This is a genomic window from Bradyrhizobium sp. LA2.1, assembly GCF_040547725.1.
GTDB lineage: Bacteria > Pseudomonadota > Alphaproteobacteria > Rhizobiales > Xanthobacteraceae > Bradyrhizobium > Bradyrhizobium barranii.
On sequence record NZ_JBEPQI010000023.1, the window covers coordinates 76,793 to 94,879 of the forward strand.

Here is an 18,087-nt window from a genome sequence, read left to right on the forward strand (position 1 = left end):
CGCGCGCGGCGCAGCCGCCCATCGGAAAATGGGCCCCCGGAGCGACCTTGGAAAGCATACTTAGGTTTGCACCTTTCCCCCCGGGCGTGGAATTCCGAGCACCTCGGTCATTCTGACGAGATCGGCCAATGACTTCGCACCCATTTTCCGCATGATCTGCCCGCGATAGATCTTGACGGTAATCTCAGCCAATCCAAGCTCGGCAGCGACTTGCTTGTTCATCAGGCCGGACGCAACCAGGGCGAGAATGTCGCGTTGACGCGGCGTCAGGCCTTCGAAGCGAGTCCGCACGCTCGACACCGACTTCTCGGCATCGCGCCGCTTGCGATCGCGTTCGATCGCAGCCTGGACCGCGTCCAGCATGTCCTGGTCGCGCACCGGCTTGGTCAGAAAATCGATGGCGCCACTCTTCATGGCCCGGACGGTCATGGGGATATCGCCATGACCGGTGATGAAGATGATAGGCGTGCGAATGTCGGCCTTCACGAGGTCCGCCTGGAGGTCGAAGCCGCTCGAGCCGGGCAGGCGGATGTCGAGCACGAGGCAACTGGGGACCACCGGCGGCTTGGCTTCCATGACCTCCGCCGCCGAGCCGAAGGCCTCCACCCTGAGGCCGACCGATTGGAAGAGATTGGTGAGCGCACGCCGCATCGACGGATCGTCATCGACGATCAGGACGATCGGATCATCGGCCCCCGCCTGTGCCTGCGCCTGCGTTGGCTTGGCGTGGTCGGTCACGACGCGGCCTCGTGTGGGAAGGGCAGGGCAATCTGGAATGTTGCACCGCTCCCCTCATTTGGGAATGCCGAAAGACGGCCCGCGTGAGCCTCGATGATCGATCGGCAGATCGATAGTCCCATCCCCAGGCCGCTCGACTTTGTGGTGAAGAACGGCATGAACATGCGGTCTGTCACGTCGCTGTCAAGGCCGAGACCGCGATCCGTCACGGTAAGAAGCAGGTGCTCGTCGCCGTCCCGACTGGAGCGAATTGCCAGCTCGCGCGGGAGCTCGACATTGGCCTGCATGGCTTCGATCCCGTTCATGACGAGGTTGATCAGCACCTGCTGGAGCTGGATCCGATCGCCGCAAATGTTGGGCAGGCCCGACGACAACTCCATCCGCACCGACACGGCATGGGTAGCGAGCTCGCGCCGAACGAGGGCCATCACCTCCCTCACGACCTGATTGATGTCGACTGGGACCATCTCGATTTCGGTCTTTTTCGCGAGCGCCCGGATCCGGCGGATCACCTCGCTGGCCCGATTGGCGTCCTCGACGATCCATTCGACGGAACGGCGCGCAGCGTCGAGATCGGCCGGGTCGCGGCCGAGCCAACCGATACAGGCGTCGGCATTGGAAATGACGGCGGCGAGAGGCTGGTTGATTTCGTGGGCAATCGAGGCGGTGAGCTCGCCGAGCGTCGTGATGCGCGTGACATGAGCGAGCTCGGCTTGCGCTTTGCGCAGGGCATCTTCGGCCTGCTCGGTGCGGATTGCCGCCGTCACATCGCTGCTGACGCCCCTATAGCCGAGAAAGTTACCATTCTCGTCATGGAAGGGCTTGCCGCTGGTGCGCACGTAAATCTGAGATCCGTTGCGATCCCTGCTGCGGTAAACCAGGTCGCGGAACGGAAGATGAGCATCGAGCGCCGCGCGATGCTGCTCCCACTTCTCGGGCTCGAACTCGGCATCGGGCGGAATGTCCCAGCGGGTCAGCCCGATCAAGCCCGTCGGCACCGGACTGGCCGTATCGGCGTGTTCCGATATCCGGGTGATGCGGTGGTCCGGCCCGGTCTCCCAAAACCAGTCCGATGCGGTTTCGGCATAGTCGCGGAAGCGCTGCTCGGATTGCTTGAGCTCGTCAAAGGCCTTTTGCAGCGCTTCTTTTGCGGCGAACTGCTCGGTGACGTCCACGTGCGTGCCGATGATTTCCATCACATCGCCATCGCCGCCTTTCACAGGATGTCCCTCCGTATGGACACGTCTTATCGAACCGTCCGGACGTGCAATCCGAAAGTCGATTTCGAAGGGCTCCCCTTGGTGGATTGCGCGACGTTCCACGTCGGCAATTCGTCGAAAGTCATCGGCGAGAATCCGTTGCTGGAAAGCCCGCGCCGGGACATCGATCTGGTCCGGCTCAAATCCGAACAGGCGGTAGAGTTCAGCCGATCGGTAGGCAAACTCCTGACGACGCACGTCCCAGGCCCAGCTGCTCGTATGGCTGAGGCGCTGGGCTTCGGCCAGATAGGCCTCACTGCGGCGCAGCCTCTTCTCTGTTTCCTTTGCAATCGTGACATCGGTGACAGCGCCGGCGAACTCGATGCGCCCGGATGCACGTCTCACCGCGCGTGCCACGGAATGGAGATATTTGATGGATCCATCCGGCATCAACAGGCGATATTCATGGTCGAAATCCTCCGCCTCGCGGAAAGCTCGATCAAGGGTCTGGCGGACCGCATCGCGGTCCTCCGGATGGATGCGCTGAAACACGAAGCCCAGGTTCGGCTGCATGGCCGGGTCACATTGGAAAATGCGAAACGTTTCCCTCGACCAGAAGATCTCGTCGGTCGTGGGGCTCAAGCCGAAGCTGCCGGTGCGGCTCAGTTCCTGAGCCTGGGCGAGGTAGGCCTCGCTCTGCCGCAGCGCATCCTCCGCCTCCTTGCGCTGGGTGATGTTTTCGCAGGCGACCAGCACGACCGGCGTGCCGTCGCCGCGCAGCATCGCCTTGGCGTTTTCACGGACCCAGAGAACCGAGCCGTCTTTGCGGATCTTGCGAATCTCCCAGGTGTGCGACTGGTCCACGGTTTCCAGGCACAACCCTACGCATTGACGGACGAAGTCGCGGTCTTCCTCGAAAAAGACGTTCAGCACGGATTGGCCGGTCAACTCGGTCGCCGTGTAACCCAATTGTGCGGCGCCAAACGTGTTCACGTTGAGCACCGTCCCGGCCGGATCGACCATGAAATACATGACCGGATTATGCTCGAACACCTCGCGCCACTGCTTCACGGCGTCGCGTAGATCGACGATGTCCTGTCGCGAGTCATCACCGACCGCGGAACTTTCCTTCTCGCCGGTGCCGAAAGATCGAAGCGCCGCGAGGCCGCCGAGCAGCAATTGTGCGGCCGAATTACCAAATTTCGCGATTTGGCCAGGCATCATCGCGGGCGTCCCGGCTCGCAGGGGTCGAAGCAAGTAGAGCACTTTGCAATCAGGGGAGCAATTCCCTCCGACCAAAGTAGACTCCGCGCCGAAACTCGCGGCAGCCGTGCAGCCTGCCGGCCTTGCGCCGTCTCGTTGCGAAGGTGCGGCGAAGGCCCGGAAAACTACGGGGCAAACCTACGTATAGCTCGCGCATCCCAAGTCATAGCGCACATTTACCTCCGTACAATTGAGTCGTCCGTTGCATGCGGACTAGTCTCACAACCATCGAAGGGACGCGATGTGCAAGGCCACAAGCCGGCGATTAGCTCGATGTGCTGCCGATAGCTCCGCGTCCATTGCCCGACCTGCTGCACGATTGGCTGGTCGCGATTGAGAGGCCGCAATTCAGTAACGAGCGTGGATGGTCGGGCGTCAGCGTACGCGCGAAGCCACGACCATGAGAGCCGGGAGGAGAGCATGATGTGCGATACGCCTGAACACTCCGAGCGTGGCCCTGCCGTAAAAGCCTGCGCTGTCTGTAGCGGCAAGTTTGGCCTGATCCGATATTATTCGTGGCGAGCGCCGCTGTGCTCCAGAAAATGTCTCGATCGCTTCAGGGCGCGCCGCGAACGCGACCGCCGATGGTTGTTTCGATTTCAGGCGGCATGAGGATTAGCCCTTCGATCGGCTCCATTCGGCAATTCTGAACCGGAGGCTGCGTGCTGAACCGTGCTTGCAAGCTCCTCTTGATGATCGCGCTGCCGCTTCCGTTGGTAACGGGAGTGAAGGCCGACGAGCTCGGACAGGATGGTGCACGTCGTCATCATCCACTCCAGGATCAGCTCCTGCACGAGAAGTTCTATTCCAGCTGGCACATGCCCGATAATCCCGTGCTCAGCTGCTGCAACAGCGCGGATTGCTACCCGACCGAGGTGCGATACGTCGACGGCCGGATCTACGCGCGGCGCCGGGAAGACGGGAAGTACATCCTCATTCCATCCCAGAAGGTCGAGCGAAACAGGGACAATCCCGACGGCCGCAACCATCTTTGCGCGCCGCCGCCGTCCGCCTCTCTGGTCGACACGGTCTACTGCTTCGCGTTGGGAGGTGCCACGTGAGATTCATATTGGTGAACGGCAGGACCCCTTTCCGCAAGACGTTCTGTCTATGGTGCTGCGAGGAGATCAGCGGCGGTTATCTGCGCGACGCGAAGACGCTGCTGCCCTATTGCGGCTACGAGTGTTACGCGCTCCATCACGAAGCGGCGCCGTTGATCGAGAGGCGAGCGCAAGCGGCGTCTTGAGCTGACGGGTGGGCGAAGCGCATCGGCCGATGCGACTGCTGGCAGGGGAGGACAGGACGTTGAAATTCATGCTCGTCAACCAGGACCAACCGCGCCATGGCGTCACCTGCAGCGCGTGCGCCCGGCCGCTGGGCTCGAGCTACGTCCGGCATGTGTCCACGCAACGGCAGTACTGCGAGTATGATTGTTACCGCCGGTATCAGCAGACGAGCATGGAAGCGCTCTGGCCTTACCGCAGTTCGCTCGAGATGGTCACGGTGTTGGCGGCCATTTCGAGCTGGAGCTGGATGATGCAATTCGGCGCGCTCTCGGGCGCGCTGACGGAAGCATTTCTGCGCGCGCACGAACCTTCTGACCACGGAAGGAGGTGACGGCTAGCCTAACGATGCGGGCCGCGCAGAGTCGGCGGCCGCAGTCACTGCATCCAGCTTCGCGCCGCGTCCAGCCCCGGCGTTGCGAAGCTAGGGCGCGGCGGCTGCGGCCGCTGCCGTGGGTGCCGCGCTGACTTCGTGCGTCGTGACGCGTTGCTCGGACTTCGCCGTGGCTGTGCCGCTGCCCTCGAACCGGGCGCGGTAGACCAGCACATTCTCCATCACACGCTGGACGTAGTTGCGCGTCTCCGACAGCGGGATGCGCTCGACCCAGTCGACCGGATCGACCTTGGGGTCGCGCGGGTCGCCGCGCGCCTGCACCCATTCGCGCACCCGGCCGCGGCCGGCATTGTAGCCCGCGAAGGTCATGATCTGGTCGCCGCGATATTCCGACAGCAGCGCGCTGAGCTCGGCCGCGCCCATCTGCGTGTTGTAGACGGGATCGGACACCATCCTGTCCCAGTCATAGGTCAGGCCAAAGCGCTTTGCGGTATCGCGGCCCGCCTCCGGGGTCACCTGCATCAGCCCGACCGCGTTGGCGGCAGACTTGTCGCGTTGGTCGAACGAGCTTTCGGTGCGTGCCACCGAATAGATCACGCTGGTCTCGATTGCGGGCGCGACCTGCTTGTGCTCGGGAATGCCGATGGTCGGGAAGGCGTAATGGTCGAGCGCAAGCCCGCGCGCCAGCGCCGACTTGCCGACCTCCAGCATCACGCGCGCATCGTTGCGCCGGCCGGCGAGCTCGCCGAGCGCTTCCAGCGCTGCGACGTCGGTGCTCTCCTTGGCGAAATCCTCGGCATAATAGAACACCATGTCGCGCTCGCCGGTGCCGTAGAGCATCTCGGCGGCTCGGACGCGCTCGTCCGCGGGCTGTGTATCGGCCGCGGCCAGCACGGGCGAGGGCGCGCGCAGCTCGATCCCGTCGAGGCCGAGCCTGGCGCGTGCGAGCTGGCCGTAATAGGCGGTCGGATAGCGCGCAGCGGCCTGATAGCTCATGCGCGCATCCGCCGTCGCCCCCATCGCCTCGGCCGCGCGGCCGCGCCAGTAATGCGCACGCGACAGCGCGATCGGATTGGCTGAGCCTTCGTCGATCGCGGCGAAATGCACCATGGCCGTCTTGGGATCGTCGAGATAGCGCAGCGCGATCCAGCCGCACATGAAGTGGTAGTCGACGCGATAGACTTCCATCGCGGGCACCGCCGCCGCGCGCACCACGTCGTAGGCGGTCTTGAACTTGCCCTGGTCGAGCAGCTTCCGCGCGAGCAGGCGGCGCTCGCGCCACCAGGCATCGGTGTCCTGGGCCGCCATCGTGTCGGGCGCGGCGGCCAGGATCACCTCGGCGGCGTCGTCGATGCGGTCGTTCTGGAGATGCCACTGCGCGCGGCAGAGGACGTAGCCGAGATCGCGGCGTGCTTCGGTCGAGACGTCCTCGAGATAATCCTTTGCTTTGTTGGCCTTGCCGGTGACCGCCGAGCAGGCCTTGACGATCGCGAGCGCGTCTTCGCCAAGCCGCTTGGCCGCGCGACGCGCACCTGCATAGTCCTTGGCGCCAAGGCGCTTGTCCATGCGGGCGCGATGATCGTCAGCGGTCAGGAGATCGCGGAACGCCTCATAGGAATCCTCCTCGCTGCGCTCGGACAATTCGTCCGTGCGCCAGGCCTCGCGCACCAGGCGCGTAGCCCTGTCATTGTCGCCTTCACTCAGGAGCACGCGGGCGAGCGCGAACTTGCCCTTGGCGCTGGTCGGCCGGTCCATCGTGAACTTGTGCACGGTCGCCGCGTCGCTCTTCTCCTGCCACAGCCGCGCTTCGGCGCGGCGGCGGAGCAGGGCGCTGCTCGGCCAGTCCGGATTGGCGGCCAGGAAGCCGGCGTAGCGCTTGAAAGGTGCCGTGCTCTCGGAATGGCGCAGCATGAACCAGTCGGCGAGCTTCTGTCCGGCCGGATCGGCAATGCGGTCGCGCGCCGCGCTTGCATCGTCGGTCTTGCCCTTGCGCGCGAGATCGATGGCGTCCTTCAGCGCGGCGAGGTCGCCGGTGAGCGGCGGCGGCGCCGGCTTGTCCGAGGGCTCGTCGTCCTTCTTCGACTTGCGCTTGGCCTCGGCGTGCTTGCCATGGCGCGACTTGACCGCAGCATGGCGCTGCTTGCCGGCCTTCGCCTCATGCGTCTTCTTCGACGCAGACGATTTGTGACTGCTCTTCGCTGCCAGCTCCGTTGGGATCAAGGCCAAAGCGGCCACGGCAATGACACACGCGAGCGAGCGTAGGCACTGGTTCATTCGATGGTCCCCCTGCGAAACCACTACAAACCAAGGTCCGCGACGACATGCGGCTTGAGAATCAAAGACGACACCCAAAACGATGCCACGACATCGTTTCGCAGTCCTCACGCTCCTTCAACAATGCGGCAAAATACCGATGGGAACTCGGGAACTTCCGAAATGGCGGAAAGGGTAATGCCTTCAACCTTTGTTAACGAATGGGGCTCGCGCGACGGTTGCGCGCGGTCAGGGGCGTCGCGAGGGCCAGATTGCGCGTGTTCCCGCCGCCAAAACCGGTGTATTGAGTTCCCAACCGGTCCTTTCAGCTCTTACCCCCACCGCTCATGCCACTTTTCAACCAGTCGATCAGGCGCAAGATCGTCGGGATCGCCCTCGGATTGATCGTCCTGATGCTGGTCACCGCGATTCTTTCGATGGTGATGTCGAGCCAGGTCGGTGTCCTGCTCGACGAGCTGACCGATCGCTACATTCCGGCCTATGGCCATCTGGCGCGCGCCAACATCCGCTCGCTGGAGCGCTCGGTGGCGCTGCGGCGGATGGTCATGATGAAGATGCAGGCCCCCTCGGAGGAGGAGGCCTACGCGGCGCGCCTGCGCGAATTCGAGGAGGCCGATCGGAAGATCGACGAGGAAGCCGAGGCCGCGCGCACGCACATCAACGCGATCATCGACGACAAGAGGACGCCTTCCGACAATGCCGGGCTGGCGCGGATCGAGACCCGCATCGAAACCGCTCTCACCGAGCTGCGTCACGACATGAATGAGGACCACGCAAAACTCCTCAAGCAGGTCGAAGGCAAGCAGATGACGGAGGCGCGCGGGACCCTGGAGCATCTCGACACCATACGCGACCAGTTCAACCAGAAGATCGACGCGATCCGCGCCGACATGCTGAAGCAGGTCTTCGCCAGTACGGCGACAGTGATCGGTCGCCAGCACCAGGCGATGATCATTTCGGGCATCGTCACCATCCTCGCGGCGGTGGTCGGATTTGCTTTCGCGCTCCTCGTCTCCAGTGGCATCACGCGACCGGTGCGGCTGTTGCTCGCCGGCACCCGCGAGGTCGAGGCGGGCCGCTTCGACAAGACCATCACGGTCTCGACCCAGGACGAGATCGGCGAACTCGCCGCCGCCTTCAATCGCATGATCGAGCAGCTGCGGCACAACGAGCGGATCCGTGAGACCTTTGGCCGCTATATCGATCCCAAGGTAGCGCAGGGGCTGATCGACCGCCCGGAGGTCGCCATCGACGGCCAGCGCCGGGTGATGACCATCATGTTCTCCGACATGAGCGGCTTCACCTCGATGAGCGAGGGCATGACCCCGCGCGGCCTCGTCAAGGTCATGAACCACTATTTCACGGTGATGTCCGCGCCGATCCGGAGCCATCGCGGCGTCATCGATAAATATATCGGCGATGCCATCATGGCCTATTGGGGCCCTCCCTTCATTGAGGAGGACGAGCCGGCGCTGTTCGCCTGCTACGCCGCCATCGACATGGCCGATGAGGTGCCGGCGTTGCAGAAGCAATTGCCTGACCTGCTCGGCATCCGCGCCATGCCAGGCCCTTGCGATCTGCGCATCGGGATTGCCACCGGCGAGGTCCTGACCGGCAGCATCGGCTCCGAGCTGATGATGAGCTTCACCGTGATGGGCGATGCCGTGAACCTCGCTTCGCGGCTCGAACTGGTCAACAAGATCTACGGCACGCGGATCCTGATCGCGCAGGCGACGGCGGACGCGATCGGATCGAACCTCGAGCTGCGCGAGATCGATCGTCTCGCGGTGGCCGGCCAAAGCGCATCGCAGGCCATTTTCGAGGTGATGAGCAAGGCGCACGGGCTCAGCGTCCCGCAGGAGAGTCTGCGCGCGCGCTACGCCGAAGGCCTCGCCGCCTACCGCGCGCAGCGTTTTGACGATGCTCGCGCCGCGTTCAATGCAGCGCTCGAAGCCGTGCCCGGCGACGGTCCCTCGCGCACGCTGCTCGGCCGCATCGCGCAGTTCGAGGCCAATCCGCCGGACGCAGCTTGGGATGGTGCCTGGCGGCTGGAGCAGAAATAGCCGTTCTTGCTGGGCTTGCACCGTCCTTGCTGGAAAAAACGTTTCTACTCGATAACGATGTTCGCCGTGACCTATTTCTCAGGCTTAGGTTTGACGTCCCTTGTGGCGTTTGATGGGGACACGCCGATGACAGAACTTCATGACAGGCTGGAACGGTTCGAGACGCTCACCGCCGAATGCGAGCTGATTGCCAAGCTCGCCACCGACAGCACCAAGCGCGAGTTCTATCTGAGACTCTCGGAGCAGTATCGTCAGCTGGCGGTGGATATGCGGAAGGCGATCGCGACCAAGGCCGCGGCCTGACGCCGCCTGCAATCCGTTCTTAATGTTTGGCGCGCATCCTTTGAGGATGCGAGCGTCGCGATCATGATTGCTCGCATTGGGAATGCCGAGGTCCGTTGCGGTGCAGCGCATCTCGCTGACGTCGCTTTGCCGCTCCTCACCAGGGCAATCCCATGCGCCTTCTCGCAGTCCTCATCTTCGCGCTCATGATGGCCGCCTGCAACCAGGAGCAGGACATCACCGGCTCGACCCCGGTCTGTGCGATGCGGAACTACAGCTCCTACAATCCCCGCGACATGAACCAGTGCGTTGCCGCCTGCAAGGCGTGCGACCACGGCAACACCGTCACCTGCACCACGTCATGCACCCTCAAGGGTGCCCACTGAGCGGCGGCGCTGGCTGGAGCTAGCGCTGAGGGTGCTCGGGCACCGGAACGATCCACATGGGTTAGTCATTGAAGGGGCAGGCAGGACGCGGAGTCCTATGGAATGGGTATGCTCGATCTCGGTCGGTTCCTGGTGTCGTGCTCGCATTGCGATGCATGGCCGATGGCGGCCAACGTCAAACGTTCGAGCTGGTCTTCGTCGCCGCACGAGGTCCGCTTCGTATGCCCGCGCTGTCGCAGCGAGGAGACCGCCATCATCTCGGCCTCCGGTGAGCTGACCCCGATCCGGCGCATCGACGCTCCGCTGCGCGACGTCACCGCGGCCTGGGCTCAGGCCCAGCGGCCAAGAGGTCGGGCGTAGCCCGCCCGTCACAGGACCAAGAGATCGGGCGTAGTCGGCTCTGCGCAACGCCTTGCGCGGTCCGTTTTTGGAACCCGGCCTACGCCGACGCGTTTCCGCTCCGACATCAACGCATCGAGGCCCTGCGAATGATCAGCGAGCATTTCGACACCCGCACCCGGATCAACATGAAGCTGGCGCTGGATCGGGTCTGCCGCAATCGCCCGGTCGGCGAGGACCATTGCTTTCGCAGGTCCGTTGCCGAGAACATCATCCGCTGCGCGCTCACAGGCCGCACCGGCATCGGCCAGCTCGTCGATGCCGGCGAGCGGGCGGTGATCAGGACGCGTTCGGAGCAGGAGCCGGCCTGATTGCGCCGGCTCAATCTCCGGTGCGGCGCTCTGACCGTGATGCAACCGGCCGATTGACTCTTCGCTTGCCCGCCCCGTAGATTGGCCGGTGACGGTTCTCCTCACGGAGATCAAAAGGGAACGTGGTGCGAGGTTTTCCCGATACCGGGATATTCTCAACGCCACGGCTGCCCCCGCAACTGTAAGCGGTGAATCTTTCGTCATATGCCACTGGGAATCTCGGTCCTGGGAAGGCGACGTAAGGTAACGACCCGCGAGCCAGGAGACCTGCCGTCAGCCGTGGTCACACGCGAAGATGTCGGTCGGGGAGTACAGACATTAGCTTCACCGGAGCAATCGAACGCTCCGCCGTGAAACCTCGTTCGCTGTGACGTGCCACTGACGTCATACCGAGGTTACAAGAGTGTCCCGTAATGTCTTTGCCGCCAGGCGCTTCCGCGCCGGCGTTGTCGCGTTCGTTTCCCTATATTCGCTCGATCTGTCCATTGCCCAGGCGCAGCAGTCGGCATCGCCCGATCTGCTGCCGCCGGTCGAGGTCGCGCCGACCGAGCGTCCGGCCAAGCCGCAAGTCGCGCGGCCTGGGCCCGACCAGCCCGAGCAGCGGCGCGTCGCTCGGCTGCCGAAGCCCGAGCTGGTGCCGGCGTCGTCTCCGGTTGCCGGGGTATCCGCGGCCAACCTGTTTCCGACGGTCGTCGTCAGTCCGACGGGTATTGTCACTCCGACCAATCTGGTTGCGAGCTCGGTGACGGTTCTGACCGCCAGAGACTTGGAGCGCGATCAGCGCCGGACCGCATCCGATGCACTGAGCGCGGTTCCCGGCCTCAATCTCGTGCAGACCGGCGGCCCCGGCGGACAGACGTCGATCTTCATGCGCGGAACGAATTCCAACCACACCAAGGTCCTGATCGACGGCATCGATGTCAGCGATCCCGGCAACCCGAACCGTTCGTTTGATTTCGGCCAGTTGCTCACCTCCGACATTCAGCAGATCGAAGTCCTGCGCGGTCCGCAGGGCGGTCTCTACGGCGCAGACGCGCTGGGGGGCGTGATCTCCATCGTGACGAAGAAGGGCGACGGTCCCGCCCGCGCCACCGGCTCGGTCGAGGGAGGCTCGTTCGGAACGTTCAATCAAACTGCAGGTCTGAGCGGTTCACAGGACCACTTCAACTATGCCTTCAACGTCGCGCATTTCCACGCGAACGACGTGCCGGTGACGCCGGTCGAATTGCTGCCGCCGGGGCAGAAGGCGATCGGCAATTATTACGACAACATGACCTACTCGACGAAGCTTGGCGTCGAATTGAGCGAAAACCTGACGCTCAATAGCGTGGCGCGGTACACCGACGCCACCCTGCGCTTTACCGGAGACACCTTCGATCCCGTCACATCCGCGAGCTTTCCCGCGGCCGCGCAAAGCACGCAGACGGTGCACCAGCTCTTCACGCGCGGGGAGGCGGTCTGGTCCGCTCTCGACGACCGGATGAAAAGCTATTTCGGCGTCAACTACACCAATCACTGGAACTACAACATCTCGCCCGGCGACGCGATGGCCACGATCACGACCGGCGACCGCGTCAAGTATGATTGGCACACCACGACCCAGCTCGCGCCCAACAACAATGTCATCATTGGTGCGGAGCATGAGACCGAAACACTGCAAACGGCGACGGTCTCGGCGCAAAACGTCAACAAGGCCGGATATATGGAGCTGCAGTCCCAGTTCCGGGATCGCGTCTTCTTCACGGCCAACGTCCGGCAGGACGATAACGAGCGGTTTGGGGAACATCCGACCTTTCGTCTGGCGTCTGCCATGATCGTGCCGGTCACGGATACGAAGTTCAAGGGAAGCTACGGCACGGGGTTCAAGGCGCCAACGCTCAACCAGCTTTACGTCAGCTTTCCCGCGTTCTTCTTCTTTGCAAATCCCAACCTCAGGCCCGAGGAAAGCGTCGGATACGACGCCGGCTTCGAGCAACCCTTGTTTGGCGATCGTGTCCGCTTCGGGTCGACCTACTTCCGTAACAACATTACCGACCTGATCCAGAGCACGTTCGATCCCGTGACGTTCACGAGCACCAACACCAATATCGGCAAGGCGATCACGGAGGGCACGGAGAGCTTCGTCGCGGCTGCGATCACCGACCGGCTTCGCGTTCGTGCCGACTACACTTTTACCCGCGCAGTGGATGCAACGGCGGGACTGGAGCTGCTGAGGCGTCCGAAGGAGAAGTGGAGCGCAAATGTCATCTGGAATCCGATCGACCCGCTCACATTGTCCGCAACAGTGTTGCACGTCGGGAGTTTCGTCGATGGCAACCGCGACTTCAGCATTCTGCGTCTGCTGGCTCCGGCCTACACTGTCGTCAACGTCGCAGCCGAATATCTGGTCACCGACCAGGTGAAGGTGTTCGGCCGGGTCGATAATCTCGCCAATGTGCACTATCAAAATCCGACCGGCTTTCTGCAGCCGGGACTGGGCGTCTATGGCGGCATTCGCCTGGCGAATTACGACGTCAGATAGTGAGAGAGAGAAGCCTCATGACGACGGCCGATCCGCTCATGGACCTGATCGCAAGCCAGCTTGCCGACGCTGAGGCCGGCTGGAGCGTCGGCACGTTCGGTGCCATTGCCGAGTTCACACGCGAGCCCGGTGAGGCCTTCGATATGGAGCAGTCTCGCAACGGGATCAGCGCCGTGACGCAGAAGGGTGGGATACGCGTTGTCTCCCACCCGGATCTGCGCCTGATCGCATCGGAATCGCCGACCACGGAGAGCTGGAGCCACCGCATCGCGCTGTGTCTTCCGCATGAAGCCAGCGCCATGAGTGGTCGTACCGTGTTGACCGAGCTCGGTCCGGATGTCGAGGCGCTCCTGACGAGGGATCGCAGCGGCATCCTGTTCGACCTTGGTCTCGGAACGTTGCAGATCGACGCCTGCATCCGCGTCAGCGATGCCGATGCCGTCGCCGCACTCAGGAGCCGCACGGGCCAATCCGTGTTCGCGCCCGAAAGCGATGCCATGCGGATCATTCTGACCGCCAATCCGCACCGCGTCTTCATCAGCCGCATCGGGCGCGCCGAGGTATTCCAGCGGATCCCGCCGCCGGGTGGGCGAAGCCCTGACGGCCCGCACACCCACGTTCTGCCAAAGCTGCTCGCGCATCGCCGCACCCATGCCGCCAACGAGCCGCTGCCTGAGGGGTGGATCCCCTGCGCGCATCTCTATCCGGCCCATCCGCTCCGCGATCAGCTCGGCCGCAAGCGCGCTTTTCGGCCGGATCGTCACGCAGCCTTCCAGGCGCTGCTCGAACTCTATGGGCTGCCGGAGCTGACGGCGTGCAAGAGGGCCGTGGTCGAGGCGGTCGCGAAGGGGCGGGGACCTGAGATGATGACGCTTCCGCCCGATCGCACGGCGCGCGCCACCGTTCGCGTGGCCTTGCGTCAATTGGCTGCCATGGAGCCGCACACGGCGGCACTCGCCGCCTGGCTTGCCGCCTACGACCGGCGCGATCCAGCCGAGACTGAAGATCCCATGGAGGCTCTTCACTGAGTCAGACGTGATGCCGCGTTCCAGCAAAATTGTGCTACAAATCCCACAAGGAGATCGTTCCATGACTGTCACCATCCTGCCGCCCCACGCCGACCGTTTCCGCCTTCATCCGGTCACCTCGCGCCTCGCGCCGATGTTCTGCTTTGTGCTGCTGACGGTGTCATGCGCGCTCGCGAGCTTCGCGCTTGCCTGCGCGACGCCGTTTGCGGCGTTCGCCGTCGTCGCCGCCGCGATGCTGCCGATGCGTCCGGCGCTGCTCGTCGTCACCGGCGCCTGGCTCGTGAACCAGACCATCGGCTTCGGCGTGCTGCACTATCCCATCGATGGCAGCACCATCGCCTGGGGCTTTGTCATCGGTGCTGCCGCGTTGCTGTCGACGGCAGCGGCATCGACCGTTCTCCGCCTGCTGCCGCAGGGCCGCACGCCGCTGATGCTGGCCATCGCGCTCGTCGCCGCCTACGCCGCCTATGAGCTCGCGCTGCTTGCCGCGACGCCGTTCCTTGGCGGCGAGGGCGCGTTCACTGCGGCCATCGTGACGCGCATCGGGCTGACCAGCGCCGTCTGGCTCGCCGGCCTCGTCGCCGCCTGCGAGATCGTCCGCCTGGTCGATCCGTTCGGGCGCGCGATGCGGAACGCGTAATGCTGGATGTGCGTCATCCCAAGGGTTGCGCGAGCCCGGCGGGAATTCCCGCATTCCACAGGGAACAGGGTTCATGACCCGCAACGAATCGTTGACACCCGGCTGCATATGTCACCACATGTGGGCGTCACGGTTCCGCTGGATCGCAAGATTTAGTGGCTAAGAGGGAAGCCGGTGAACCGCGCGAGAGCGCGGAATTCCGGCGCTGCCCCCGCAACTGTCAGCAGCGAGCTGCTTCCGAACAATCGTCACTGGTGCCTTTCGCACCGGGAAGACGGGAAGTGGGCGACGACCTGCGAGCCAGGAGACCTGCCGCGACGATCTGAACGTCCACGGGCGGGGTGTCCGGCGGTCGCTTGCATGCACCGCCCGGCAACTCTGCTGCCGGCGTTTCTGCAGCGTCCTTCCTTACAGCCCCGTTCAAACACAACGCGCGCATCACGGGGCCCATTGATGTCACTGAACCTGCACGACGCGGACACCGCTTCCGCACCCATCGTTCATTTGCGTCCACTATCGCTTGCGCCTGCTTCGAGCGAGCCGGCCATGCAGATCATCCGCCGCAATGGAAAAGTCTCGCCGTTCGATTCCGCCAAGATCGCGGTCGCCATGACCAAGGCCTTCCTCGCGGTCGAAGGCACCAGCGCGGTCGCCTCGCGCCGCGTCCATGAGAGCGTGGAGCAGCTGACGGCCGAAGTCGTCACTGCGCTGATGCGGCGGGCAGGCGAGGGACGCACCTTCCATATCGAGGACGTGCAGGACCAGGTCGAGCTCGCCTTGATGCGGAGCGAGCACCACAAGGTCGCGCGCGCCTATGTGCTGTACCGCGAGGAGCGGTCGCGCCAGCGCGCCGAGGAGGCGGCCGCGGAAGTGACGCCCGCTGTCGCGCCGGCACTTCATGTCACGCTCGCCGACGGTTCGCGCGTTGGTCTCGACACCAAGCGGCTCGCGCTGATTATCGGCGAAGCCTGCGCCGGTCTCGACGGCGTCTCTGCGGCACCCGTGCTCACCGAGACCACCCGCAATCTCTACGACGGCATCAGCCAGGACGAACTGGCACTGGCCTCGATCATGGCCGCGCGCACGCTGGTCGAGCAGGAGCCGAACTACGCCTATGTCAGCGCGCGCCTGCTGCTGGACAAGCTGCGCGGCGAGGTGCTGTCCTATGTCCATGCCGTGCCGACCTCCGCCTCGCAGGCCGATATGGCTGTGCGCTATGCTGAATATTTCCCGGCCTATCTGAAGACCGGCATTGATGCCGAACTGCTCGATCCTGAGCTGGCCCGCTTCGACCTCGGCCGGATCGCGGCTGCACTCAAGCCCGAGCGCGACCTAAACTTCCAGTTCCTTGGCCTCCAGACGCTGTACGACCGCTACTTCCTGCACGTCCGCGGCAAGCGGATCGAATTGCCGCAGGCCTTCTTCATGCGTGTCGCGATGGGCTTGGCGGTGCGCGAAATCGATCGCGAGGCTAAGGCGATCGAATTCTATGACCTCCTGTCGTCGTTTGACTTCATGGCCTCGACGCCGACACTGTTCAATTCGGGTACGCTGCGTCCGCAATTGTCGTCCTGTTTTCTCACAACCGTCTCGGACGACCTCGACGGCATCTTCAAGTCGATCAAGCACAACGCACTGCTGGCAAAATATTCCGGCGGCCTCGGCAACGACTGGACGCCGGTGCGCGGCCTCGGCGCCCACATCAAGGGCACCAACGGCGAGAGCCAGGGCATTATTCCATTCCTGAAGGTTGCCAACGACACCGCGATTGCCGTCAACCAGGGCGGCAAGCGCAAGGGCGCGGTCTGCGCCTATCTGGAGACCTGGCACGTCGACATCGAGGAATTCCTCGACCTGCGCAAGAACACCGGCGACGACCGCCGCCGCACCCACGACATGAACACCGCCAATTGGGTGCCGGACCTGTTCATGCAGCGCGTCGATGCCGATGGCGAATGGACGCTGTTCTCGCCTGACGAGACGCCCGATTTGCACGATCTCTATGGCGAGGCGTTCAAGACGGCTTACGAGGCCTATGAGGCCAGGGCGAAAGCCGGCGGCATGCGCGTCTTCAAGACCGTGCGCGCGAGCGACCTCTGGCGTCGCATGCTGACCATGCTGTTCGAGACCGGTCATCCCTGGATCACCTTCAAGGACCCCTGCAATCTGCGTTCGCCGCAGCGGCACGTTGGCGTGATCCACTCGTCGAACCTCTGCACCGAGATCACGCTGAACACCTCCGCCGACGAGGTCGCGGTCTGCAATCTCGGCTCCGTCAACATGCTCAACCATGTCGGTCCCAATGGACTCGACCATGCCAAGCTGAAGCGGACGGTGACGACAGCAGTACGGATGCTCGACAACGTCATCGACATCAATTTCTACACGATCCCGGAAGCGCGGCGCTCCAACATGCGTCATCGTCCCGTCGGGCTCGGCCTGATGGGCTTTCAGGAAGCGCTTCAGGTCCAGCGCATTCCGACCGCGTCCGACGCGGCCGTGGCGTTTGCCGACACCAGCATGGAGGCAATCTCGTTCCACGCGATCGAAGCGTCGTCCGATCTCGCCGCGGAGCGCGGACGTTATCCGAGCTTCGAGGGCTCGCTGTGGTCGAAGGGCGTCTTGCCGCTCGACTCCATCCAGCTTCTCGCCGACGCGCGCGGTGGTCTCGACGTCGATCGCTCCGCGACGCTCGACTGGGATCGCCTCCGCAAGAAGGTCACGTCCAGCGGCATGCGCAACTCGAACGTCATGGCGATCGCGCCGACGGCGACGATCTCCAACATCTGTGGCGTCTCGCAGTCGATCGAGCCGAACTATCAGAACCTGTTCGTGAAATCGAACATGTCCGGCGACTTCACGGTCGTGAACGAGTTCCTGGTCCGCGACCTCAAGGCGAGGGGGCTTTGGGACGAGGTCATGGTCTCCGACCTCAAATATTTCGACGGCAGCGTCGGCCAGATCGACCGCGTTCCTGACGATCTGAAGGCGCTCTACGCCACCGCCTTCGAGATCGACAGCGCCTGGCTGATCGAGGCGGCCGCGCGCCGGCAGAAATGGATCGACCAGTCGCAGTCGCTCAACCTCTACATCGCCAATCCCTCCGGCAAGAAGCTCGATGCGCTCTACCGGCTGGCCTGGCGGCGCGGCTTGAAGACGACCTACTATTTGCGCTCGCACAGCGCCACGCATGTCGAGAAATCGACGTTGAAGGGCACCGACGGAAAGCTCAATGCGGTGTCCGCGTCTGTGGCGGTGTCGCACGCGCCGATCATGATACCGACCTCTGCGGTGCCGGACCTCGACGGCATCAAGGCCTGCCGGATCGACGATCCCGAATGCGAAGCGTGCCAGTGAGGAGATGAC

Annotated in this window: 15 protein-coding genes and 2 riboswitches; of the genes, 12 read left to right on the top strand and 3 right to left on the bottom strand. The window is 63.7% G+C overall.

Annotated elements, in window-relative coordinates:
• Window positions 1-60: 60 nt before the first annotated feature.
• Both ABIB95_RS34515 and ABIB95_RS34520 read right to left on the bottom strand, forming a co-directional pair.
• Entirely contained in the window at window positions 61-738 is a 678-nt protein-coding gene (locus ABIB95_RS34515) for a response regulator transcription factor (protein WP_085404624.1), read from the bottom strand.
• Complete coding sequence (locus ABIB95_RS34520; protein WP_354246171.1) at window positions 735-3,161, bottom strand: PAS domain S-box protein; 2,427 nt, start codon at window positions 3,159-3,161, stop codon at window positions 735-737. Before ABIB95_RS34520 ends, ABIB95_RS34515 begins: the two co-directional genes overlap by 4 nt.
• Window positions 3,162-3,862: 701 nt before the next feature.
• Here ABIB95_RS34520 and ABIB95_RS34525 point away from each other — a divergent pair.
• From ABIB95_RS34525 to ABIB95_RS34535, 3 genes are all read left to right on the top strand, one after another.
• A complete protein-coding gene (locus ABIB95_RS34525; RefSeq protein WP_354246174.1) occupies window positions 3,863-4,261 on the top strand; it encodes a hypothetical protein in 399 nt (132 codons plus the stop codon).
• Window positions 4,258-4,446 (top strand): hypothetical protein, encoded by a 189-nt coding sequence (locus tag ABIB95_RS34530; protein WP_084795121.1) that lies wholly within the window; start codon window positions 4,258-4,260, stop codon window positions 4,444-4,446. Before ABIB95_RS34525 ends, ABIB95_RS34530 begins: the two co-directional genes overlap by 4 nt.
• A gap of 68 nt (window positions 4,447-4,514) precedes the next feature.
• On the top strand, window positions 4,515-4,817 hold the full coding sequence (locus ABIB95_RS34535; RefSeq protein WP_175618423.1) for a hypothetical protein: 303 nt from the start codon (window positions 4,515-4,517) through the stop codon (window positions 4,815-4,817).
• A 90-nt stretch (window positions 4,818-4,907) separates the two neighbouring features.
• On the opposite strand, the gene ABIB95_RS34540 is transcribed toward ABIB95_RS34535, so the two are convergent.
• Window positions 4,908-7,091 carry a lytic transglycosylase domain-containing protein gene (locus tag ABIB95_RS34540; RefSeq protein ID WP_354246177.1) on the bottom strand — a complete coding sequence of 728 codons (2,184 nt, stop codon included), beginning with the start codon at window positions 7,089-7,091 and terminating at the stop codon, window positions 4,908-4,910.
• Between the two features lie 326 nt (window positions 7,092-7,417).
• On the opposite strand from ABIB95_RS34540, the gene ABIB95_RS34545 reads away from it, so the two are divergent.
• The 9 genes from ABIB95_RS34545 to ABIB95_RS34585 all read left to right on the top strand — a co-directional run bounded on the left by ABIB95_RS34545 (window position 7,418) and on the right by ABIB95_RS34585 (window position 18,078).
• The gene (locus ABIB95_RS34545; RefSeq protein WP_354246180.1) at window positions 7,418-9,154 is read left to right on the top strand and encodes an adenylate/guanylate cyclase domain-containing protein; all 1,737 of its coding nucleotides are present in this window, start codon (window positions 7,418-7,420) and stop codon (window positions 9,152-9,154) included.
• A 126-nt stretch (window positions 9,155-9,280) separates the two neighbouring features.
• On the top strand, window positions 9,281-9,457 hold the full coding sequence (locus tag ABIB95_RS34550; RefSeq protein ID WP_166341944.1) for a hypothetical protein: 177 nt from the start codon (window positions 9,281-9,283) through the stop codon (window positions 9,455-9,457).
• 152 nt (window positions 9,458-9,609) lie between these two features.
• Entirely contained in the window at window positions 9,610-9,822 is a 213-nt protein-coding gene (locus tag ABIB95_RS34555) for a hypothetical protein (RefSeq protein WP_354246183.1), read from the top strand.
• A gap of 102 nt (window positions 9,823-9,924) precedes the next feature.
• Window positions 9,925-10,182 carry a hypothetical protein gene (locus ABIB95_RS34560; RefSeq protein WP_354246185.1) on the top strand — a complete coding sequence of 86 codons (258 nt, stop codon included), beginning with the start codon at window positions 9,925-9,927 and terminating at the stop codon, window positions 10,180-10,182.
• 128 nt (window positions 10,183-10,310) lie between these two features.
• Window positions 10,311-10,532 (top strand): hypothetical protein, encoded by a 222-nt coding sequence (locus tag ABIB95_RS34565; protein ID WP_354246187.1) that lies wholly within the window; start codon window positions 10,311-10,313, stop codon window positions 10,530-10,532.
• Between the two features lie 75 nt (window positions 10,533-10,607).
• A riboswitch (cobalamin riboswitch) is annotated at window positions 10,608-10,821 on the top strand.
• A gap of 114 nt (window positions 10,822-10,935) precedes the next feature.
• On the top strand, window positions 10,936-13,053 hold the full coding sequence (locus ABIB95_RS34570) for a TonB-dependent receptor domain-containing protein (RefSeq protein ID WP_354246190.1): 2,118 nt from the start codon (window positions 10,936-10,938) through the stop codon (window positions 13,051-13,053).
• A gap of 17 nt (window positions 13,054-13,070) precedes the next feature.
• Window positions 13,071-14,081: a DUF6925 family protein gene (locus tag ABIB95_RS34575; RefSeq protein ID WP_354246193.1), complete on the top strand. Its 1,011-nt coding sequence runs from the start codon at window positions 13,071-13,073 to the stop codon at window positions 14,079-14,081.
• A gap of 61 nt (window positions 14,082-14,142) precedes the next feature.
• A complete protein-coding gene (locus ABIB95_RS34580; RefSeq protein WP_354246196.1) occupies window positions 14,143-14,721 on the top strand; it encodes a hypothetical protein in 579 nt (192 codons plus the stop codon).
• 113 nt (window positions 14,722-14,834) lie between these two features.
• A riboswitch (cobalamin riboswitch) is annotated at window positions 14,835-15,052 on the top strand.
• Between the two features lie 122 nt (window positions 15,053-15,174).
• Complete coding sequence (locus ABIB95_RS34585) at window positions 15,175-18,078, top strand: ribonucleoside-diphosphate reductase subunit alpha (protein ID WP_354246199.1); 2,904 nt, start codon at window positions 15,175-15,177, stop codon at window positions 18,076-18,078.
• Window positions 18,079-18,087: the final 9 nt, after the last annotated feature.